At 62.8% G+C, this 21,169-nt stretch carries 19 protein-coding genes; 3 read left to right on the top strand and 16 right to left on the bottom strand.

Annotated features, from left to right (window positions below):
• Positions 1–114: 114 nt before the first annotated feature.
• Positions 115–306: a DUF2970 domain-containing protein gene (locus ACEUCR_RS08095; protein ID WP_408747436.1), complete on the top strand. Its 192-nt coding sequence runs from the start codon at positions 115–117 to the stop codon at positions 304–306.
• 12 nt (positions 307–318) lie between these two features.
• Here the strand turns inward: ACEUCR_RS08095 and ACEUCR_RS08090 are convergent, their stop codons facing one another.
• The 9 genes from ACEUCR_RS08090 to pilM all read right to left on the bottom strand — a co-directional run bounded on the left by ACEUCR_RS08090 (position 319) and on the right by pilM (position 9,496).
• Positions 319–1,194: a Dam family site-specific DNA-(adenine-N6)-methyltransferase gene (locus tag ACEUCR_RS08090; RefSeq protein WP_041993100.1), complete on the bottom strand. Its 876-nt coding sequence runs from the start codon at positions 1,192–1,194 to the stop codon at positions 319–321.
• A 69-nt stretch (positions 1,195–1,263) separates the two neighbouring features.
• Positions 1,264–2,823 (bottom strand): SPOR domain-containing protein, encoded by a 1,560-nt coding sequence (locus ACEUCR_RS08085; protein WP_408789345.1) that lies wholly within the window; start codon positions 2,821–2,823, stop codon positions 1,264–1,266.
• The gene (gene aroB, locus ACEUCR_RS08080; protein WP_041993093.1) at positions 2,816–3,895 is read right to left on the bottom strand and encodes a 3-dehydroquinate synthase; all 1,080 of its coding nucleotides are present in this window, start codon (positions 3,893–3,895) and stop codon (positions 2,816–2,818) included. Before aroB ends, ACEUCR_RS08085 begins: the two co-directional genes overlap by 8 nt.
• A gap of 14 nt (positions 3,896–3,909) precedes the next feature.
• Positions 3,910–4,428, bottom strand: a complete 519-nt coding sequence (aroK, locus tag ACEUCR_RS08075; RefSeq protein ID WP_041993090.1) for a shikimate kinase AroK — start codon at positions 4,426–4,428, stop codon at positions 3,910–3,912.
• A 191-nt stretch (positions 4,429–4,619) separates the two neighbouring features.
• The gene (locus ACEUCR_RS08070) at positions 4,620–6,683 is read right to left on the bottom strand and encodes a type IV pilus secretin PilQ (RefSeq protein WP_408789343.1); all 2,064 of its coding nucleotides are present in this window, start codon (positions 6,681–6,683) and stop codon (positions 4,620–4,622) included.
• A 77-nt stretch (positions 6,684–6,760) separates the two neighbouring features.
• Positions 6,761–7,288, bottom strand: coding sequence for a pilus assembly protein PilP (locus ACEUCR_RS08065; protein WP_408775235.1), 528 nt, complete (start codon positions 7,286–7,288; stop codon positions 6,761–6,763).
• Positions 7,285–7,881 (bottom strand): PilO family type IV pilus biogenesis protein TapO, encoded by a 597-nt coding sequence (gene tapO, locus ACEUCR_RS08060; RefSeq protein ID WP_111874031.1) that lies wholly within the window; start codon positions 7,879–7,881, stop codon positions 7,285–7,287. The genes ACEUCR_RS08065 and tapO overlap by 4 nt, the downstream gene beginning before the upstream one ends.
• Positions 7,878–8,450: a PilN family type IV pilus biogenesis protein TapN gene (gene tapN, locus ACEUCR_RS08055; RefSeq protein ID WP_041993078.1), complete on the bottom strand. Its 573-nt coding sequence runs from the start codon at positions 8,448–8,450 to the stop codon at positions 7,878–7,880. The genes tapO and tapN overlap by 4 nt, the downstream gene beginning before the upstream one ends.
• Positions 8,438–9,496 carry a type IV pilus assembly protein PilM gene (pilM, locus tag ACEUCR_RS08050; RefSeq protein WP_041993074.1) on the bottom strand — a complete coding sequence of 353 codons (1,059 nt, stop codon included), beginning with the start codon at positions 9,494–9,496 and terminating at the stop codon, positions 8,438–8,440. The genes tapN and pilM overlap by 13 nt, the downstream gene beginning before the upstream one ends.
• Positions 9,497–9,782: 286 nt before the next feature.
• Between pilM and ACEUCR_RS08045 the strand changes: the two genes are divergently transcribed.
• On the top strand, positions 9,783–12,305 hold the full coding sequence (locus ACEUCR_RS08045; protein ID WP_408789341.1) for a penicillin-binding protein 1A: 2,523 nt from the start codon (positions 9,783–9,785) through the stop codon (positions 12,303–12,305).
• 79 nt (positions 12,306–12,384) lie between these two features.
• On the opposite strand, the gene oxyR is transcribed toward ACEUCR_RS08045, so the two are convergent.
• The 3 genes from oxyR to ACEUCR_RS08030 form a co-directional block, all read right to left on the bottom strand.
• Positions 12,385–13,284 (bottom strand): DNA-binding transcriptional regulator OxyR, encoded by a 900-nt coding sequence (oxyR, locus tag ACEUCR_RS08040; RefSeq protein WP_111874034.1) that lies wholly within the window; start codon positions 13,282–13,284, stop codon positions 12,385–12,387.
• A gap of 120 nt (positions 13,285–13,404) precedes the next feature.
• Positions 13,405–14,037 (bottom strand): DsbA family protein, encoded by a 633-nt coding sequence (locus ACEUCR_RS08035; RefSeq protein ID WP_408789338.1) that lies wholly within the window; start codon positions 14,035–14,037, stop codon positions 13,405–13,407.
• 78 nt (positions 14,038–14,115) lie between these two features.
• Complete coding sequence (locus ACEUCR_RS08030) at positions 14,116–14,976, bottom strand: Vmh family MBL fold metallo-hydrolase (RefSeq protein ID WP_408789335.1); 861 nt, start codon at positions 14,974–14,976, stop codon at positions 14,116–14,118.
• 126 nt (positions 14,977–15,102) lie between these two features.
• Here ACEUCR_RS08030 and ACEUCR_RS08025 point away from each other — a divergent pair, with 126 nt between their 5' ends.
• Positions 15,103–15,999 carry a LysR family transcriptional regulator gene (locus tag ACEUCR_RS08025; RefSeq protein WP_408789332.1) on the top strand — a complete coding sequence of 299 codons (897 nt, stop codon included), beginning with the start codon at positions 15,103–15,105 and terminating at the stop codon, positions 15,997–15,999.
• 35 nt (positions 16,000–16,034) lie between these two features.
• Here the strand turns inward: ACEUCR_RS08025 and ACEUCR_RS08020 are convergent, their stop codons facing one another.
• Genes ACEUCR_RS08020 through ACEUCR_RS08005 form a run of 4 tightly spaced genes read right to left on the bottom strand, consistent with a single transcriptional unit; the run spans position 16,035 to position 21,166 of the window.
• The gene (locus ACEUCR_RS08020) at positions 16,035–16,805 is read right to left on the bottom strand and encodes a BPSS1780 family membrane protein (protein ID WP_041993058.1); all 771 of its coding nucleotides are present in this window, start codon (positions 16,803–16,805) and stop codon (positions 16,035–16,037) included.
• Between the two features lie 37 nt (positions 16,806–16,842).
• Complete coding sequence (locus ACEUCR_RS08015) at positions 16,843–17,877, bottom strand: fimbrial protein (RefSeq protein WP_392444033.1); 1,035 nt, start codon at positions 17,875–17,877, stop codon at positions 16,843–16,845.
• Positions 17,874–18,587, bottom strand: a complete 714-nt coding sequence (locus tag ACEUCR_RS08010; protein WP_408789329.1) for a fimbrial biogenesis chaperone — start codon at positions 18,585–18,587, stop codon at positions 17,874–17,876. The genes ACEUCR_RS08015 and ACEUCR_RS08010 overlap by 4 nt, the downstream gene beginning before the upstream one ends.
• 53 nt (positions 18,588–18,640) lie before the next feature.
• On the bottom strand, positions 18,641–21,166 hold the full coding sequence (locus ACEUCR_RS08005) for a fimbria/pilus outer membrane usher protein (protein WP_408789326.1): 2,526 nt from the start codon (positions 21,164–21,166) through the stop codon (positions 18,641–18,643).
• Between the last annotated feature and the right edge of the window lie 3 nt (positions 21,167–21,169).

The raw sequence follows: 21,169 nt of genomic DNA, 5'->3' as shown, positions 1-21,169 counted from the left end.
CGCCTCTCCCCGCCCGAAGACGCGGGAGGGAGCCTGCCGGGCAGACCGGAAACGGGGAAGACAGAGGAGGGAGTGACCAAAGCTGACTAGGCTGATAACCATCAGGAGGCACCCATGAACCAGCGACTCTCCCTATGGCATACCCTCACCAGCACCCTGGCAGCCCTGTTTGGCGTGCAATCCCAGCGCAATCGCCAGCGGGACTTTGCCGGCGGCTCGCCCCTTCTGTTCATCCTGATGGGACTGCTGCTTATTGGCGCCCTGGTCGGCAGCCTCTGGCTGCTGGTGAGCTGGGTGCTGGGGTAAGGCAGGCCTTGCTCAGGCGCTCGCCTCGCTCTCGATCAGATCTCCGGGATACCAGCCCTGCTCGGGGGCGATGCCGGGCGGATAGAGCGCCAGCAGCTCGGCCACCTTGTTGCGGGTGCCGCCATTGCGGCTGATGGTGCGCTTGACCAGGATCTCGTCGAGCCTGGCACCGCGATAGAGCTCACGGGTCAGCTCGATGTCGTGGTTGCTGATGAGCACGGGCACCCCCTTCTCGGCAGCCGTATGACGGGCCAGCCGGGCCAGGATCGCCTGATCGTCCAGGGTAAAGCCCCCGGCGGAATAGGTGGTGAAGCTGGCGGTGGTGGAGAGCGGCGCATAGGGGGGATCGCAGTAGATCACCCAGTCCTGCTCCGCCCGCTTGATGGCGTCGGCATAGCTCTCACAGATGAATGTGGCTTTTTGTGCCTTCTCGGCGAAGGCCCACAGCTCCTTTTCTGGGAAGTAGGGCTTCTTGTAGGAACCGAACGGCACGTTGAAGCCGCCCTTCTTGTTGTAGCGGCACAGGCCGTTGAAGCCATGGCGATTCAGGAACAGGAACAGCAGGGAGCGATCGAAACTACCCTGGGTCTGATTGAACTGGGTACGCAACCGGTAGTAAGCCGCCTTGTGGTTGTTGTCGGCCACGAACAGCTTGCGCGCCTCGGCGATGAGCCGATCCGGCTTCTGCTTGAGATGGTTGTAGAGCGCAATCAGATCCGGATTGATGTCATTGAGCACATAGGCGTCATAGTCGGTGTTGAGAAACACGGATCCGGCGCCGACGAAGGGTTCAAGCAACACACGCCCTGCTGGCAACCGCTCGGCAATCTCTTCCACCAGGGAGTATTTTCCCCCGGCCCATTTTAAAAAAGCGCGTGTTTTCTTCATGGAAATCCGGCGTTAAGGAGGCAGCAACCCAAAAAGGGGGACGATTCTACCCCCTTATCCGACCTGCCGCTATGGCTTCAGCTCTTTTTGTACCTGGGCGAACGACTTGGGCCAGGGCTGTCCCTTGAGCAGGGCCGGCGGCAACTGGCGGATTGCCGCCTTCGCCTGCTGGGCGCTGCCGTAATCCCCCTGCAACACCACGAACCAGGGACTGCCGCGAAATTGGGTCTGATAGAGCCAGATCTTGCCGGCCAGACGATGTTCGGCCACGAACTTGTCGACCGCCGGGCGATTGCTCGCCCCCATCAGCTGCACGCTGTAGTGGGTTCTGGCCTTCTTCTGCAAGGTGGCGACCGGCGTCAGGGGGACGCGGGGGGCGGCCACGGCAGGTTCCGTGTGCTTGGTCGAGTCAGACTGGATTGTGCTCGTCTGGCGCTGGGCGGAAGCCGCGTCCTGACGAGGCTGCGTCCCGGCCTGACTCTGGGGATTGGCGGGGGCGGCCTCGCCGGTCAGCTCCTTGACCACCTGGGTCGGCAGAGCGCCGCTGACGCCGGGCTGGGTCATCAGCTTCTCGACCACGTCGTCGGAAATGACCAGACGACGCCCCTCATAGTTGCCGGCATCCGCGGTCACCGTCTCGCTCTGTACCGCCTTGGGCAGGTCCTGGCTCTCGGCCTGCCAGTCGCGCACCAGGGCGGCGTTGTCCTGATCGCCACTCCCGGTGCCGACCGCTGCGCTCTGGGCTGATCCCTCCTGGGTCACGGCCCCTTGCGACCCGTCCCCCGGGATGGGCAGGGGCAGCGGGGCATCGAGGGCTTGGCTCCCCGCCACGTCTTCCTGTTTGTCCCCAAACAACGCGGGCACCAGGTAAGTGAGCGCCAACAAAATGCCGATGACGGCAACAAACCCCAGCACGATCGTCTTGATGGGCAACTTGGGTTGGGGCTTCTTGGGTCTTCTGTCGGTCATGATATCCTCCAGGGCCTGCATGATGGTGGACGGGTGTCCTTTCGCCTGGCTCAGGATCTCCTCTACCTTGCTTTTGGGCAAGAGGCTGGCCGGTATCTTCTGTGCCTTGGCCTTTTCATACAGGAAGATCCGCTGTTCGGGGGCGCTCAGGGGCGCGACCTCCAGCTCCAGGGCAGGCATGGCCCGCCCCTTCAGCCCAGCCCGTCCCCTGCGACACCAGCCGTCATCCCCGCTGAGCAGGATCGCCAGCTGATGGGGTCTGGTCAGGGTGTCGTTGTGGCGGCACAGGGCCCACAGCTCGCCAAGCAGCTCGGCGGGCAGGTCACTGGCCCGCTCGATGAGCAGCAGCAGGGTGGCGGGTTTGCCCTCCAGCATGCGAAAGAAGCTGTCGGCCAGGGCATCCTGAGGATTGAACAAGGGCCTGTCGACCACCTGCTCGAGCAGTAACTGGCGCACCTCGGCCATCTTCATGTCGGGGCGGCCGATGAGGCTCACCACTGTCACCTTCTCTGGCAGGCGGCCGAGCAAGGATTCGCAGAGGGTGGCGCGGCCGCTGCCGGCCGGACCGGAAAGAAAAATGAAAGGGTGATTGAATTCAATCAGATGCAGCAGCCGTTCGACCAGCTGCCGCTGGGAGGGAAACTGGAGTAACTTACTCACATTCGGACTCGATCACCGACTGCAGTTGGGCATCAGACACATCGGCCACCACTTCGGCATGGCCGATCCCCACCGGCAATACCAGGCGAAGCTTGCCCGCCAGCACCTTCTTGTCCCGGCGCATGTGGCGCAGGTAAGCATCGAACCCCATGCCGACAGGGCCCTTCACCGGCAGCCCGGCGGCCAGCAGCAGGGCGCGGATCCGCTCCTCTTGCTCGCCATCGAGCTGGCCACGCAAGCGGGCCGTGGCGGCCGCCTGCATCATGCCTGCGGCAACCGCTTCACCGTGCAGCCAGTTGCCGTAGCCCTGTTCCGCCTCGATGGCGTGACCGAAGGTGTGACCCAAATTGAGCAGCGCCCGTACGCCGTGCTCCGTCTCGTCCTCGGCCACCACTTCCGCCTTGATCTCGCAGCAACGCTTGATGGCATAGGCCAGCGCCGCCGGATCCAGCCGTTGCAGCCGGGACATGTTCTGTTCCAGCCAGTGGAAAAAATCCGCATCCCAGATGATGCCGTACTTGATCACCTCGGCCATGCCGGCGGCAAACTCGCGCGCGGGCAGGGTCTGCAGGCACTCGGTGTCGATGACCACCAGCTTGGGCTGGTAGAAGGCGCCTATCATATTCTTGCCGAGGGGATGGTTGACGGCGGTCTTGCCGCCGACGGAGGAGTCGACCTGGGAAAGGAGGGTGGTGGGCACCTGAATGAAGGGGATGCCACGCTGGAAACTGGCGGCCGCGAAGCCCACCACATCCCCTATCACACCCCCACCCAGGGCGATAAGTGTGGTATCGCGTCCATGGTTGGTCTCAAGCAGCGCAGACATGATGCGCTCGAAGGTCGCCAGGGTCTTGTGCGCCTCACCATCCGGCAGGATCAGGTGTTCTACCTGATAATCCGTCAGCAGCTGGCTCACCCGCTCGAGATAGAGGGGCGCCACGACAGTGTTGGTCACTATCATGACCCGCTTGCCCTGGATGGCCTGAGTCAGCGCCTCGGGGCGCTGCAACAGTCCAGCCGCAATTTCTATGGGGTAAGAGCGCTCACCCAGTTCGACCTTCAACCTTTCCATGGACGTCCTCGAGATTACATACCGATCAGCTTGACGATTTGATTGGCGACGACTTTAGCACTCTGATCATCGGTGTGGATAACAAAGTCGGCCACTTCCTCGTACAGGGCGTTGCGCTCTTGCGCCAGACGCTCCAATACCTCGCGGGGCGGCTCTTCGGTTTGCAGCAGCGGACGGCGCTTGTCTCTCTGTGTGCGCGCCAGTTGCTTCTCTATGGTGGTTTCGAGGTAAACGACGATGCCGCGAGCAGAGAGCTTGTTGCGGGTTTCGCGGCTCTTGATTGCTCCGCCGCCCGTTGCCAGCACTATGCCTTGCTGCTCGGACAGATCGCCGATCACCTTCTCCTCGCGGATCCGGAAACCTTCTTCGCCTTCAACATCGAACACCCAGCTGATATCGGCACCACTGCGGCGCTCAATTTCATGATCTGAGTCGAAAAACTCCATATGCAGTTGTTCTGCCAGATGTCTACCTATGGTGCTCTTGCCCGCACCCATGGGACCTATCAGGAAAATATTGCGTTTCTCAGCCATGTCTTTTCGTTAGTAATTACAAACTGTACGACCCCGATGAACTATGGATCGGGGTACCTATGAACCTTATCTTTCGATGGATCAGGAGGGGGATTATCTCAATAGAAATCGGGACTGGCAACCGCAGCCCTTACGCCCCAGCCTCATTGGGGCGTAAGGTTATATGTGTTTTAACCTCACATGTAAAGCATTCAGAAGCTGTCGGTAACTATCCTCGGGGTCACGAAAATCAGCAGTTCCCGCTTCTTGTTCTCGCTGGTGGTCTTGCGAAACAGGGCGCCAAGACCCGGGATGTCCCCCAGCAGCGGCACCTTGCTGACATCGTTCTTGATGGTCTGCTGATAGATGCCGCCCAGCACCAGGGTCTCCCCGTTGTTGACCAGCACCTGGGTGGTGATGGACTGGGCATTGATGGAGACCGCATCCCCGGTACCGGTCGGTACCGTCTCCCCCTTGGTATCCTGGGTCACGGTCAGGTCCAGGATGACCCTGTTGTCCGGAGTGATCTGCGGCGTCACCTTGAGGCTCAGCACCGCCTTCTTGAACGTGACCGAGGTGGCGCCACTGGAGGAGGACTCCACATAGGGGATCTCGGTACCCTGCTCGATCAGTGCCGGCTTCTGGTTCGCCGTGGTGACTCTCGGGCTCGCGATGATCTCCGCCTTGCTCTCTTTTTCCAGTGCAGAGAGCTCGAGATCCAGCAGGGTGCCGTTGGCGAGACGGGCCACCTGGAAGGCCAGGGTACCGGCGGCATTGGTCACCGGCAGATTGACGTTGAGCCTGTCTTCGACACTCCCAGCCACCCCTGTGCCATTGGAACTGTCATTACCCTCTATGGTGCCCGAGGTGCTGTTGCCGTGACCATCGTTCTTGCTGACCCCCCAGCGTACCCCGAGCGCCTCGTCGAAGCCGTCATCTATGGTCACCATCCTCGCCTCTATCACCACCTGCTTGACCGGAATGTCGAGGATGTCCAGCATCCGCTTGATGTTGCTGATGACCTCCGCCGTGTCTTTCACCACCAGCACATTGGTGCGCTCATCCACGCTCACGGCCCCCTTGGCCGAGAGCAGCTTGGTGCTCTCGGAGGAGAGCAGGGCCGCCACTTCCGACGCCTTGGCGTAGTTGATTTGCAGGTAATCTGTGTAGAGGGGGGCGAGATCCGCCACCTGATTGCGGCTCTCCAGCTGCTGCTTCTCGCGGGCGGCGATCTCTTCGGCCGGCGCCACCAGCAATATGTTGTCATCGAGCCGCTTGTCCAGCCCCCGTACCTTGAGGATGATGTCAAGCGCCTGCTCCCAGGGCACCCCATCGAGGCGCAGGGTGATGTTGCCTGAGACCGAATCCGTGGTCACCAGATTGAGGTTGTTGAAGTCCGCGATGAGCTGCAACACGGTGCGCACCGGTATGTCCTGGAAGTTCAGGGAGATGGGCTTGCCCTTGTACTGCCTGGCAGCCGCGCCAACCGGTGCCCGTTTCTTCACCTCTATGATGAAAAGCTTGTCCGCCTGATCGTAGCGATAGTCGAACTGGCCGGTCACCGCCAGTTCGAATCGGGTGTCATTGCCCTGGCGAAACGTCTCTATCTGGGAGACAGGGGTCGCAAAATCCAGCACATTGATGATGTTCAGCAAATCATCCGGGATCCGGGTACCATGAAACTTGGCCACCACCTTCTGCCCGGTACTGCTGACATCGACGGCCGCCGAACTGTTGTCCAGGCGCACCAGAAATTCCCCCTGGCCATCCTTGCCCCGGCGAAAATCGACCCCCTTGACCGTGTTGAAGTAGGCGCCGCCCTGAACGCCATTGCTGGCGGACGAGACCATGGGGATCTTGGCGACGGGGGTCGGCTCAGGCTTGGAGGCCTTGTCGCCGAGGGAGACCAGCAGCTTGTTGCCCTGCTGACGCACCTGATAGGGCATCAGTCTGTCCAGGGCGATCCGCACCTCCAGCCCGGTCCCCTTGCCATCGACCTTGATGCTGTCGACCCCCTGCTGCTGGATGGGCAGCGGGTTGACCTTGAGTGCCCCTACCGCCCCCGGGATGCTGAGCATCAGCTGGTTCGGTTGATAATCCAGGCGATCGGTAAACCCGGAGACGGGTTCGCTGAAGCCGAGCTCCAACAGGAGTTCACCGGCCAACAGGGGGTTGACCTTGACCTCCTGCAGGGTCGGAATAGCCCATGCCAGCTGCAAGCCAGCGCCCAGTAACAGCGCAGCCACCCTGAAAAGTATCGCCATTGTTGTTCTCATCGACGCTCGTCCCTGATTATCGTTTTACTTCAAGAAGATGGGTCATTACCGGCCGCGAACCTCATGCTCATCCCTGATTATCTTTTTGCCTCGAGACCTGCCATCACCAACTGGGTCTCTCGCGTCACCCAACACCCCTTGCCGTCGGGTATCGTCTCCAGCAGATCGACCGCCGTCTTGCTGATCCGGATGATCCTGCCCTGATCCAGTCCCATGTAATGATTCAGTCCCATGCGCATCGACTGGCCATCGGGCGTGCGGATCAGCGCCCACAACTGCCCCTGACGGCCCATGGTGCCCTGCATGGCCAGGCTCGCCAGCGAATAGTTTTCTAGTACCTCCTTGGGTCTGTCGGCAACGATCTGGGCACAATCGGCCTTGGGCTTTTGCTCCACCCCGGCGCGACTTTCCGGCTGGGGTGCGATGAATGGGCTTCGTTTGTCACTCGAATCATAGCCCATGGGGGAGAAGGGCGTGATGGTGGGCAGCGGCTCTATGGCCACTGGCGGCCTGGCCCTGACCTCACTGAGGTAGCCATCCAGGTTTTCCTGGTTGTTGCAGGCGGTCAGCACGAGGGCGAGACCGCATCCGATGAAGGGTCTCATTTCTGTTGCCCTCCGGCATTGTCATTGTACTTGTAGGTCTTGGCCAGCATGGACATGGCGATGATGTCGTTGCCTGCCCCCTGGCTCAGGGTGAAGGAGTCGAGGATGACGATGCGCGGCAGGGCCGCCATGGCGGCGGTGAACTTGCCAATCTCATGGTAGCTGCCGGCCACCTCGATGCGCATCGGCAGCTCGGTAGAAAACTCATGGGGCGTCTCGGGCTCCCAATGGATGCGCTTGAGGGTCAGGCCGTTGTCGGTCGCGATGAAGCTGATGTCATCGAGCAGGCCGGCGACTTCATGGGTATTGGGCAACTGCTTGAGCTGGGTATCGACCAGTTGCTCCAGTTCGGTAAGCTGGGTCTTGTAGGCGGGCAAATTGGCCGCCAGCATGGCCTTGCTCTCGAACTGCGCCTTGAGCTCCCCCTCCTTGTTGCGCTCCTGGGTCAGGGCGGTCGTGGAGTCCGCGATCACATAGTAATAGATGGCGCCAGCGAGCAGGGCACAACCGAACAGGATCAGCACCACCTTGGCCGCCTTGGGCCAGTCCCCTATGTTGTTCAGGTCCAGATCGTTGAATTGCTGCAGATTCATGACTTGTTGCCTCCCGCCCCATCTACCGGCGACTCTGTGACCTGAAACATCATGGAGAACTGGCTGAGAGCAACGGGAGCCACATCCGAGGCGAAGATGGTGCTCAGTCGCGATGATCCCAGCCAACCGGCCCCATCGATGCGCCGCATCATGCTGGCCACCCGGCCGTAGGCTTCCGCCTTGCCGTTTACATCGATGACATCATGCTTCAGTGCCAGTGTGTTGAGATAGACCCCATTGGGAACCAATAATGGCAACTGGTTGAACAGGCGCACCGGCAAGTTGCGTCTCTGCTGCAGCCGCTCGATGAGCTGCATCCGGTCGAGCAGGCCCTGGCGCTTCTCCTTGATGAGACGGATCTCGCCCAGCTGGGCATCCAGGGTGACCATCTCCCGCACCAGGCGCTGATTCACCTCCCGCTGGCTGGCTGTCTGCTGGTTGATGAACCAGTCCACCGCAAACCCCAGGGAGGCCGTCACCGCGAGACAAACCCCGAACAGCACCCCGAATTGCGCCTTCTCGCGCTTCTGCCTGGCTTCACGCCAAGGCAGCAAATTTATATTTGACATGGGGTGAAGCTCCGCAAGGCCAGACCAAACGCCGTCATGTACTTCGCGCCATGACCACGGCTCTCATCACCGCCACGGCCAAACAGGGCAAAGGGATCCGGGTGCAATACCTCCAGGGAGAGCTCCTGGTGCAGCGCCTCGGTCAGGCCGGCCACCAGGCTGCCCCCTCCGGTCAACACCAGCTTGGCCAGCTCCCGCTGTCCCGACGAGCTGGCAAACAACTGAATGTTGCGGCGCACCTGTTGCAGCAGATTCTGCAAATAGGGTTGCAGCACCTCCATTTCATGGTCGGCGGGCAACTGCTGCCGGACCTTGGCGAGCTCGGCTTCTTCCAGGGGAAGGTTATAAAAGGAGGAGATGGCCTGGCTGTACTGATCGCCACCAAAGTTTTGCAGTCGAAAATAGGTCACCTCGCCTTTTTGCAGGGAGGCGAAGGTCATGGCACTGGCCCCTATGTCGATGACCGCCACCGGTTTGTCCAGGCTGGCGAGATCGGGCTGGCAGGCCAGCACGGCGCGCACCAGGGCATGGGCCCCCACATCCACCACCCGGGTAGTCAGCTCGGCTTCGGCCAGGGCACTGACCCGGCCATTGACGCTCTCGGTGCGAGCGGCGCTGAGCAATACCCGCTGGCGATCCGTTTCCGATGCGCCGGCCAGCACCTCGAAGTCCATGCTGACTTCATCCAGGGGATAGGAGATGAGTTGCTCCGCCTGCAACTGCACCTGGGCCTCCAGCTCTCCCTCGCTGAGGTGGCCATCCACCAGGATCACCTTGGTGATCACATTGGAACCCGTGACGGCGGTGGCGACCTGCTGGTTGCTGCCGATGAGTTGACGCTTGAGGGTCTTGATGGATTGACTGACCCGCTCGATATCCTGCACCTGATAGTCGATCAATGCCCCCTTGGGCATGGCGACGTCGGCAACGGATTCGAGTCTGGGCTTGGCCGCAGAGCCGTTGAGGGTGACCGCCTTGATGGACTGGCTGCCAAAATCCACTCCTATCAAGGGGACCAGAGTTCCTTTCTTGAATAGCCCAACCATATACACATCCATGCGTTGCTGGTTTTGGCATTGATTGTAGAACAGCTAACGCCAGATGGCGGGTCGCGTGCAGTTAGAATGGTTGAATTATCAGTGCCATAACACATCCTTCCCAGATAGCGACTATCATGGTCATCCTGGCCCGGCTTGGTGAAAAGAGCCCGGGATGCTAATCTGGGCGCTCTTTGCCCAGCCATTCCCCCACCGGAAAATATCGAATTTTCGTCGGCAGTGGGGGTATACTCTGCGCCCTTTGGTTAATTTTAAGACGATTGGTAGTTCTTCCATGCTGAAATGGCTCGTACGCCTGTTTATTGTGATGATGCTGGGTGCCGTGCTGGGTGTCGCCAGCCTCATTGGCATCTATTTCTACATCAAGCCCCAGTTGCCGGATGTCTCGGCCCTGCGCGACGTCAAACTGGCCACCCCCATGAAGGTGTACAGCCGCGACGGCGAATTGATCGCCCAGTTTGGCGAAATCCGTCGCATTCCGCTGCAGTTGAGCGAGATCCCCCAGCCCATGATCGATGCGGTGCTGGCCACCGAAGACGCCCGTTTCTACGAGCATCCCGGCATAGACCCCATCGGGATCCTGCGGGCCGCCACCGTCTGGGCCGTCTCTGGCCGTCCCCAGCAAGGGGCCAGTACCATCACCCAGCAGGTGGCGCGCAACTTCTTCCTGACCAATGAGAAGACCATAGTGCGCAAGGTGAAGGAGGTTTTCCTCGCCTGGCGTATCGAACAGAACCTCACCAAAGACGAAATTTTGGCGCTCTATCTCAACAAGATCCCCCTGGGCTATCGCTCATTCGGGGTCGGCGCCGCCGCCCAGGTCTACTTCGGCAAGGAGGTGAGCGAGCTCACCCTGGACGAGATCGCCATCATTGCGGGCCTGCCCAAGGCCCCTTCCATGCTCAACCCCATTCGCTCCCCCGAGCGCGCCTTCGCCCGCCGCAACGTGGTGCTGGGCCGCATGCTCGATACCGGCAAGATCACCCAGGCCCAGTATGACGAAGCCAGCAAGATGCCCATCAAGGCTCGCTACCATGGCGCCGAGACCACACTGCACGCCCCCTATCTGGCCGAGATGGTACGCCAGAAGATGGTGGATCAGTTCGGCGAAGATGCCTACACCATGGGGCTGCATGTCTACACCACAGTCACCGCCAACCGCCAGCGCGCCGCCAAGGAGGCCCTGCTGGAAGGCATCATCGCCTACGACACCCGTCACGGCTACCGTGGCCCGAGCGCCCAGCTCTGGAAGGAGGGGGAGCCCCAGTGGGACTACAACCAGATAGTCGCACACCTCAACAAGGAGCCTGCCTACTCGCCCCTGATCCCCGCCGTGGTGACCAATCTGGGGGACAAGAGTGCCAGCCTGGTGCTCAAGAACGGCAAACAGGCCGAGCTGAACTGGGATGGCATCAAGTGGGCTCGCGCCTTCATCACGGACTCCCGCCAAGGCAATGCCCCCAAGAGCGCCAGGGATGTGCTGAAAGTGGGTGCCCAGATCTGGGTGCGCGAGCAGGGTGAGGCCCTGATCCTGGCCCAGATCCCGGACGTCAACGCGGCCCTGGTCGCCATGAACCCGGCCGATGGTGCCATCGAGGGCCTGGTGGGCGGCTTCAGCTTCGAGTTGTCCAAGTTCAACCGGGTCGACCAGGCGCGTCGCCAGATCGGCTCCAACATCAAGCCCTTCCTCTACGCCACCGCCCTGGAGCAGGGCTATACCCTGGCGTCCATCATCAACGATGCACCGATCAACCAGTGGGACCCGGCCAAGGGCCCTATGTGGCAGCCGAAGAACTCCCCGGCCGTCTATGATGGCCCGACCCCCCTGCGCATCGGTCTGGCCAAGTCCAAGAACGTGATGTCGGTGCGACTGATGCGGGCCATCGGGCTGGATACCTATATCGACGGCCTGACCCGGTTCGGTTTCCCCCGCGAACACATACAGCGCCATGAATCCCTTGCGCTCGGGGCTGCCGAGTTCACCCCGCTGGAGGTGGTGCGCGGCTTCGCCATGCTCGCCAATGGCGGCTATCAGGTGACCCCCTATTTCATCACAGAGGTGAAAGACAGCTTCGACAAGACGCTGTTCTCCGCCAACCCGGCCGCCGCCTGCCGTGGTTGCGGCACCCTGGCCGCCGCCGACATGAACGCCCCCGATGCCTACCTCAACGTGCCCGGTGACTGGCGCGCCCAGTGCGCCATCGACCCCGTGGTGCCCAACAATCTGGCGCCCCAGACCATCAGCGCCCAGAGCGCCTTCCTCATCACGGACACCCTGACCACCGCCATCTGGGGCGGCCGGGGCTGGATGGGCACCGGCTGGCGAGCGGCCCGCGACCTCAAGCGCCGCGACATCTCCGGCAAGACAGGGACCACCAACGAATCCCGGGATGCCTGGTTCTCCGGCTATACCCCGAATCTGGTGGCGACCGCCTGGATCGGGTTTGACAATCATCAGCGGGCCCTGGGCCGGGCCGCCTACAACCCGAACATGGGCCGCGATCAGACCGCGGGAGGCGAGTTTGGCGGCAACGCGGCGCAGCCCATCTGGATCGACTTCATGAAGGTGGCCCTCGACAAGGTGCCCGAGCAGCCGATGCCGGTGCCCGAAGGCATCATCAAGCTGCCGATCGATGGCGAGACCGGGCTGCTCTCCCACAGCGGCGCCACCACCACTGAGTATTTCAAGGAAGGGACGGAGCCGACCCGCTATGCGACCCCGAGCTCGGACGGCAATCGCGTCTATGGCGACGGCTACTATGGCGAGGGCCCCGTCTCCACCGACGATCTGTTCTGATCCGAAGCGGCTCCCTCGAGGAGCCCATGAAAAAAACCGGCGCACTGGCGCCGGTTTTTTTTGCATCAGATCCCTGGGTTCAAGACGCCAGATGTGCCTTCATCAGGGTGCGGATGCGGGCCGCCAGCTCATTGAAGCAGGGGCGACGCACCGAATAGTGGCGATAGAGCAGCGAGATGGCCCGTCCCGGCACGGGATCGACCACGGGCCGATAGCTGACCCCGCCCTCGTCACGCTGGGCAGGCACCGCCAGCCGGGGGATCAGGGTCATGCCGCTGCCCGCCGCCACCATGTTGCGCAGCGTCTCCAGGCTGGTGCCCTTGAAGCGCACGTCCTCCCCCACGCCGGCGGCGAAACAGAAGCCCATGGCCTGATCCCGCAGGCAGTGACCGTCTTGCAGCATCAGCAGTTTCTTGCCCTTGAGATTGCCAAGCGGCACCGCCTTGGCCTGGGCCTCCGGGTGCTGCCTGGGCACAGCCAACCACATGGGCTCCTCATAGAGCGGCAGAGAGCCAAAGCCGTCCATGCCGTCCAGTTCAGCCAGGATCACGCAGTCCAGCTCCCCCTCCTCCAGCCGCTTCATCAGCAGCTGGGTCTGCTCTTCGTAGAGGTAGAACTCCAGTTTCGGAAAGTGTTCGCGCAGATCCTGGATGATGTGGGGCAACAGATAGGGGCCGACCGTGGGGATGAGGCCGATGTGGATCTCTCCCGACATGGGCTCGGCGAAGTGCTGACCTATGCTCTTGAGCTCGCGCACCTCCCGCAGCACCTTGCGGGCCTGCTCGGCCATGGCGTCACCGGCGGGGGTGAACAGCACCTTGCGGGAGGTGCGTTCGATCAGGATCACCCCCAGTTCGTCCTCCAGCTTGCGCAGCTGACCGCTCAGGGTCGGCTGGCTGACGAAGCAACGCTCCGCCGCCTTGCGAAAATGCTTCTCCTCTTCCAGCGCCACCAGGTATTCGAGATCGCGAAGGTTCATATATCCCCACTGCTTGCCGATAAAATCGGCCCCTAGCATGCCCAATAAGTGCTTGAGGAACAAGGCGATCGACGCCAGAGCCCGCCTGCCATCGCCTCCCTTGGGCGCCCCCGCAGGCCATCAGTCCTGCTGCAGACGGGCCAGGAAGGCGGCGGGATCCCCCAGATAGGCACCGACCGCTATGGGCTGCAACTCGTCCCCCCACGCCAGCCCCAGGGTCGGATAACCCTGGCCTCCGAGGCGGCGCAACCAGGTCTGGCTCTCCCTCAGGGCGGGCTCCAGCGCCTGCTGTTCATAGGCGTGGCGAAAGGCCCCCTCCTCCAGCCCCAGCTCGGTCGCCAACCGGGTCAGTGTGGCGAGATCCCCGACCCAGACACCGTCCCGATAGTGGGCGCTTTGGATCCGTTGCAGCAGGGCCAGCTCGTCCGCCCCCAGGGCGCCGGCCGCCAGGATGGCACGAATGGGGGGCGCCGAATCGAGCATGAGCGCCTCGTTGAGCAGCAAGCGGTTGAAGTAGGCCTCACCGAAGGGTTGGCCCGTCATCGCCTGGATCCGTGCGTCGTGGGGTTTGACGTAGTCCCGCAGCGCCGGTCCCATCCGTTGTCGCCGCTCCCCAAGCCAGAGTCCGCCCGGATGAAGCCGGATGCTCACCGTCGCCAGGGTGGCCGCAGCGGCCAGCAGGGGCGCCGAGCCATAGCACCAGCCACAGAGGGGGTCGTACACATAATGCAGTGTCTTGTGAGGTATCGACATGTTGTTCGTCTCTTTGTTCAATGACAAAAAAACCGGGCCCGGGCCCGGTAAAAAAACACAGGGAAGCAGGCGTTGGCCTTACCAGCTCATTTCGCCGGTATTGACCTTGGCGCCGATGGCCAGGCCATCATCGAGCGGCAGGGAGGGGTAAGCCTGCTTCAACCCTTCGATCAGCGCAGCTGAACCCTTGCTACTGGCCAGCTCCTGCTCGAAACGCTGCACATAGTCACGGGTAAAGGTGACGGCATCCACGCCCTTGGGCTCGTCCCCCAGGAAGTGGCCGGGCACGACGCGCTCGGGTTTCAGGGCCAGCAGTTCGTTGAGGGTCTTGACCCAGTGGGCGCGGGCTTCCCTGGTCTGGCTGTCGGCCATCCATACGTGTACGCCGCTGTAGACAGGCACGCCACCGAACGCGGTCTTGATGGACGGCGCCCACAGGTAGGCGGTCGGAGTATTCATCTCCTTGACCTCGATCGTCTCCCCTTCCAGGGTCAGATGGCTCGCCGTCATCACCTGGGGAAGGGTCAGGCTCTTGGGCGCATTTTCACCCAGGATCGGACCCCAGTACGCCAGCTTGGCATCCTTGGTCTTGTTGATATGGTCGACCACGTGCTGATCGGCCAGCACCTTGACGTTCGGGAAGGCCGCCATGATGGGCTCCAGACCGAAATAGAAGTCGGGGTCGCCACCACTGATGTAGACGGTGGTCAGCTGCTTGCCGCTCTGCTTGATCATCTCCACCAGCGCCTGGCCACTCTTCACGTCAAACTGGGCATCGATCAGGATGGCTTCCTTGTCACCGGCCACCAGGGAGGAGGAGACGGGGAAGATGGCATGCTCACCGGGGTTGTAGACGGTGACGCTGAGTGGCGCCGCCATGGCGGCGCCACTCAGCAGGGTGGTCGCCAGGGTCAGATTGCGGATCAGGGTGCGGTTCATTCGGTATTCCTCAACAGGTTAGCGGGGGTTCATCAGATGGACACAGTGTATTGGATCACTTAAGTTACAAATACCGCATGAAAAGCGCATCACTGTTGCACATATCGAGCATATAGAGGTTTGAAGATGGATCGACTCACCGCGTTGCGGGTCTTCGTCAGCGTCGTAGAACAGGGCAGCCTGAGCGGCGCCGGGGAGAGGCTGGAGATGTCCCGGGCCATGGTCTCCCGCTACCTGGCCGAGCTGGAGCGCTGGATGGGGGCCCGCCTGCTCCACAGGACTACCCGTCGCCTCAGCCTGACCGGGCCGGGGGAAGAGGCGCTGAACCGGGCCAGGGCCATGCTGGCACTGGGGGAGGAGATGGAGCAGATCGCCATCCGGGGCGACGAGACGCCCAAGGGCCAGCTGCGCATCACCAGCAGCTACTCCCTCTCGGATGCCCTGCTGGTGGGGGCGGCCAACGAGTATCTGGCACTCTACCCCGACACCGCCATCGACATACTGCTGCTGGACAGAACCGTCAACCTGGTGGAGGAGCGCATCGATCTGGCCCTGCGCATCACCAACGATCTGGACCCCAACCTGGTGGCCCGCCGCCTCGGCACCTGCCACTCCGTGGTCTGCGCCAGCCCGGCCTATCTGGCCAGGCACCCGACCCCGCAGCGCGTTCAGGATCTCGCCCTGCACAACTGCCTCACCTACACCTATTTCGGCAAGAGCCTGTGGGAGTTTCAGGGGCCAGGCGGCCCCCAGTCGGTGCCGGTCAGCGGCAACCTCAGCGCCAACATCTCCAACCTGCTGCTGAATGCCACTCTGGCGGGCGCCGGCATCAGCCTGCAACCCCGCTACTCGGTGGTGCAGCACCTGGCACGCGGGGAGCTGGTGGCCCTGTTGCCTGAGTGGCAGCCCAAGCGGCTCGGGGTCTACGGTGTCTATGGCACCCGCAAGCAGATGTCTCCCCTGCTGCGCAGCTTCCTCGACTTTCTGGTGGCCCGGATGGCCGAGGACTCGCTCTGGCAATAAAAAAGGGGCCGAACGGCCCCTTGTCTATCGCGGGATCAGGCTTCGAAGCCCGTCATGGGGAGTGGCTCCTCTTCCCCGGGTGCGAGGAAAATATCCTGATAGGCCATGTAGATGGAGTAGTTGAGGGCGGGCAGCACCACCAGCAGGCCGATCAGCATCAACAGGGTGCCAAGCAGCAACATGGCGCACCCCAGCAGGCCCCACCAGAGGAAGGGCCACATGTTGCGCAGGCACCCCTGAAAACTCAGCCTGACGGCCTGCCAGACGCTGACATCGTGAAAATAGATCAGCGCCGGGGCGAAGGTCACCGCCATCAGCACGGGTACCAGCAGGGCCATCCCCACCAGCAGGCAGAGCAGCACGCCCCTGGCCTGCTCCACCGTCAGGGTGAGCTGCTCCGGATCCTGGCTGAATATATCCTCCAGCCCCCACAGGGAGAGCAGCCCCAGACAGAGCATGACCACCAGGGTGAAGAGTCCCAGGGTGAGCAGGCCACCCATCACCAGTGGCGTCAAACGGTGACGAAAACCGGCGAAGAGATCGGAAAAGGTCAACCGCCCCTGCTCGTCACCGCCCTTGGCCACCACCATCCAGCCCGCCATCCACACCATGTAGAGCAGCTGGGAGATGAAACCACCGGCCGGCAACTGCTCAATCAGCAGGCCGATGCCGAGCCAGAGCAGCAACATGGCGACACTCGGCCCCATGCCCTTGTTGAAGATGTCGAATCCGCTGCGGATCCACAACCAGCCACGACCCAGGGGGTGGCGCTGGGGCTCGACGCGCAAGGCGCGGTTACTGTTCATCATTAAGCCTCGGTTCGGTTGTCGGGGAGGAGGGCGCTCAGGGCACTGTCACCGTCACCATGATGGTGGCGGTATAGGATCCGGTTCGCACCGGCTGACCCGGCAGCCTGGTCGGGTACACCCTCACCCTGTAATCTGTCTTGTGGGTAATGTGCGAATAGGGTACCGCGATGCCGGTATCCAATGGAATAGGTGTGTCCCCATCCTGCTCGAGCAGTCCTATGCCCACCCCCGCCAGAGAGGTGGTGATGAAGTTGCCCTGGCTGGCGAGGGCGCCGCCGAAACGGTAATCGAGGGGAGTGACATAGTCGCTCGGCACCTGACTGCAAGTCACGCTCACGTTGACGCTGCGCGGAGCATAGCCCTGGGGCACGCCTCCCTCGACGAAGGCGCTCTGGGCCACGGCACCGAGATCTAGGGGAATGCTGCTGCCCGCCGGGAACTGGCAACTCGGGGTCGAGGTGACGCTGATGTTCATGGCCAGCCGGCTGAACTCGTTGCCGACTCCGGTATCCGGTGCATTGACCCGGCGCACGAACAGGCTGGCGACCGTGCCGCTGAAGGTCTGGGTGCCCGTGATCCCCTTGAGCAGCTTGAGGGTGTAGCTGCCGCCATTGACATGAATGCCGCCGAGCGCCAGGTCGAGCAGATTGCCGACACAGAGCAGCAGCACGCCTGACGTGGTCGCATTGAAGGGCACGGTACGATCGCTCCCCCCCACATTGAATGCCACCCTGAGCCCGAAGTAGTCATTGAGCTTGATCAGGGTGCCCATCGGATCGGCCAGGGTGGGCAGCGTGGTGGTTCCCTGATAATGGGTGGTCTGCAGCAGGCCCAGATTGATGCCGGTGCAGTTGCAATTGGCCGAGCTGGTGGTGGCAAACGTGCCGCCGGTCTCCTCCCCTGGCTGGTAGAGCGCCGACGGGCTGGTCAGGGGCACGGTCGCCATGAAGGCACTGGTGCACTGGCCGTTGACGGCATGGGCCCCCGGCAGGTAGCAGAGCGTCACCAGCAGGATGAGTACAGCGCCAAGCCCCCTCATGCCCGACCCCTTGCGATCTTCCCCCATCATCCCCCTCCCAGCCCAAAACCCTGTTCATGGTAATTGCCATCGTCATCGATCCATCGCAACCGGCCATGACTGACCCCTTTGAGCCCCGCCATGGGCAGCCTCAGCTCCCCCAGGGGCGGGATCAACGCCGCCTCGCGCCAGGCCTGCGGCCCCTGCCCTCCTTCCAGCAGCACCTCGCTCACGCTGATGTGAAAAGGGCTGTCATTGCGCACCCTCAGTCCCTGCCCAGGCTCCAGCCGCCACACCAGGTGAGCCACCGCCTGACGAGGGGATCCCGCCAGGCCGGCGGGGCGATAGAACAGCTTGATTCGGGTGCGATAGGCGATCTGCACCCTGGCCCCCGTCGCTCTCGCCCTGGGGGGCAATCCCAGCACGTTGAGCCAGAATAGGGATTCCCGATCCCGGGCCAGGGCGCGATTCGCCACCCTGTAGATGCGCAGCGCCTGCCCCTTGCCCGCCCCCAGTCGCATCACGGGCGGCGTCACCAGGAAGGGGGCCTGGCTTCTGTCTGGCCCCAGGTTCGCATTTCCCTCATCGACCCAGGCCTGCAACAGACTGGGAGCCCCATCGTCGTTGCGCACCATGAGGCTGGTCTCGGTCGAATCTGCCTGGTAGATGAGGCGGGTCGCCAGCAGGTTGATGGCCCCCTGCACCTCGCCCTGAACCAGCAGGATCCCGCACAGCAGCCCATATCGAATCCTATTTGTCATTCTCCCTCCCCGGCCAGCCTGACCCGCGCGGCAGGGCGCCCTGCTCTCCCCCATTACTGCGCCTCCTCCCGCAGGCAGCGAGCCGCCACCTGCTGATAGGGAATGGCGGGATCCACCTCGGGTTGCCGATAGTCGAGGCGGCAGCGTTGATGGCTGCCCTTGCCCCACTCCACATGGAGCGGCCCCGATTCACCCCGCACGAAGATGAGGCCGCCCTGGCCCACCACGGCCACGGAGCGGCCACCGGCATCCACCACATCGGCGCCAAAGGGCAACGGCTCCTGGCTCGCCAGGCTGGCCTGCAGCAGCAGGGGCTGGCCAATCCGGGTCTCGTAATCGAGCTTGACGATGGCACCGCGCCTGGGCGCCACCAGCTGAGCGCTGCCGTCTATCTCCACGTCCACCGGCAGGCCGCTCGGATCCAGGCTGATGATGTTGTTGCGATAGGGATTGAGTCCGGCCACGACGGCGTAGCCATCTCCATCCACCTCGCTGCCGATCCCCTGGCTTATCCTGGCCCCCTGGGCCCCCCTGGCCTCCACCAGCGCCATTGTTTCCCCCTGGCTCTGGCCGAGGGCCCAGCCCTCCTCGTGGATCAGCAGAGTCCCCTTGGCTGAGGCCACGTACTGGGCGTAATTCTCCCCCTGGCTGGTGCTGACGCCGAGCTGGGTCTTGGCCCCCTGATACTGCAGGTTGCCGCCATAGCCATAATGGCTGCCGCCATGGCTGGCATAGAGGCCGTAATAGAGGCGGCCATCGCGGGCTCCGCCATTGAGATCCGCCCGGATCAGATGGCCCTGCCCCTCCTGGTAGGAAAAGGTGCTGCCGAGGCGAGGGCTGCCCAGGCTCTCCCCTATGGGGATGCTGAGACTCAGCACATACTGGTTCCCGCCGTCATCGTCGAGGGAGTGACTGGCGGAGAAGGTGAGGCTGCCCCAGGCGAACCCCTTGTTGTAGCCAAGCTGGAAGCTGCTGCTGTTCCCCTCTCCCCCCCAGTAGTTGCGGGTGATGCCGCTCAGATAGAGATCCCCCAGTTCCCCCACGGGTTGGCTGATATTGAGCTGGAAGCGGTTGCGCTCCCGCTGCACCAGGCTGGGGTTATCCCCCTGCAGCACCGCCATGTCGTTCAGATCCAGATACCCCTCGCTCGAGAAACGGTAGGCGGCCAGGGTGACGTAGGTGCGGGTGTAATCCATCTGCTTGCTGTAGGCCAGGCGGTAGCTCTGACCCGACTGCGCCTCGGCAAGGCCCGACTCGGCGGGCAGATCCCGCGCCCAGGAGCCGGTGACATCGAGGGCCAGGGCGCCATAGTCGGAGCCGACCGCCAGACCGCCGAGCAGGGCGCCATAATCCTGAGCCCCGATGAGCCCGCCGTAGAGGGTCAGGGTATTGGAGAGGCCGCGCCGGTAGGTGCCCTGCAGGAAGTTGGGGCCCTGATCCCCGTTGTCGCCGCGATGGCGGCCCAGGGTCAGGCTGAAGCGGGACGCATCTGCGCGCAGCATCTGCACCACGGAGGAGAATGGCAGGGTGAAGCTGCGGCTGCGGCCATCCGCCTCCGTGATGGTGACATCGAGATCCCCGGCGAAGCTGGTGGCATAGAGGTCATCGATGGCGAAGGCCCCCGGGGCGACCTGGGTCTCATAGATGAGGGCATCCCCCTGACGTATGGTGACCCTGGCATTGGTGTCGGCGCTGCCGCGCACCACGGGGGCGAAGCCCCGTTCGAAATCCGGCAGCATGGCATCATCGCTGGCGAGCTGGATGCCGGTGAAGGGGACGCTGTCAAAGCTGTCTCCCGGGGTGAAATACTCCCCCAGGGTGAGCTGGGCCCGCATTGCCGTGACATCCCGCTGGACATAGCTGTTGAGCGCCCGATAGTCCCCATGGCCCTCGAACGATCCGTTGTGGCGCAGGCGCCAGCCCCCCAGGTTGAGCCCGCCATTGAGGTTGACGTTGCCGCTGAGGTGCTCGGAGGTACCACGCTGGTCGCTGTAATAGAGGTTGGCGTTATACCCGATGAAGGCGGCGTTGATCCCCTCAACCCACTGATCCGGCCCCACATGGTTGCGGCGTACCCGTCCGACATAGGCCTGGGGCAGGCTGAGTGATCCGGTCAGGCTGGGCAAGTCCATGGTGAAGCTGGCCTCGGGCACCAGGGCTGCCACCTCGATGCAGTCGCTCTTGAGCAGTCTCTTCACCGTCCGCTGACGGGGGAGACGCTCGACCAGCAGGCCCCACTGCTCGACCTGGCTGGCCTTGAAACAGAAACGGGGGGCATCTGGGGTCTCCCCCGCCCGTATCTCCAGGCGCTGGCTCAGCTTCTCCTTGCCATTGATGATGATGTCGAGCTGATAGAGCCCGGGGGGCACGAAGTCGGGGCGGGAGAAACGGGTCAAGTCTATCTCCATGCCGAGGCTGCCCAGCAGCTGGCTGTCAAACTCCACCTCGGCGGCGGGCGCCGCAGCCGGTTCGGCGGCCATGGTCCCCTGGCCGATGAGCAGCAGAAGCGGGAACCACCCGGGATGAGCGCCCCGCCACAGCGTGCGGATGCCGGGAAGCGCAAAGGTGAGGGGGCGCATGGC

Source organism: Aeromonas bivalvium, from assembly GCF_046078285.1.
Taxonomy (GTDB): domain Bacteria; phylum Pseudomonadota; class Gammaproteobacteria; order Enterobacterales; family Aeromonadaceae; genus Aeromonas; species Aeromonas bivalvium.
Note: the sequence above shows the minus strand (reverse complement) of the source record. Positions and strands in the feature narration are given on the sequence as shown.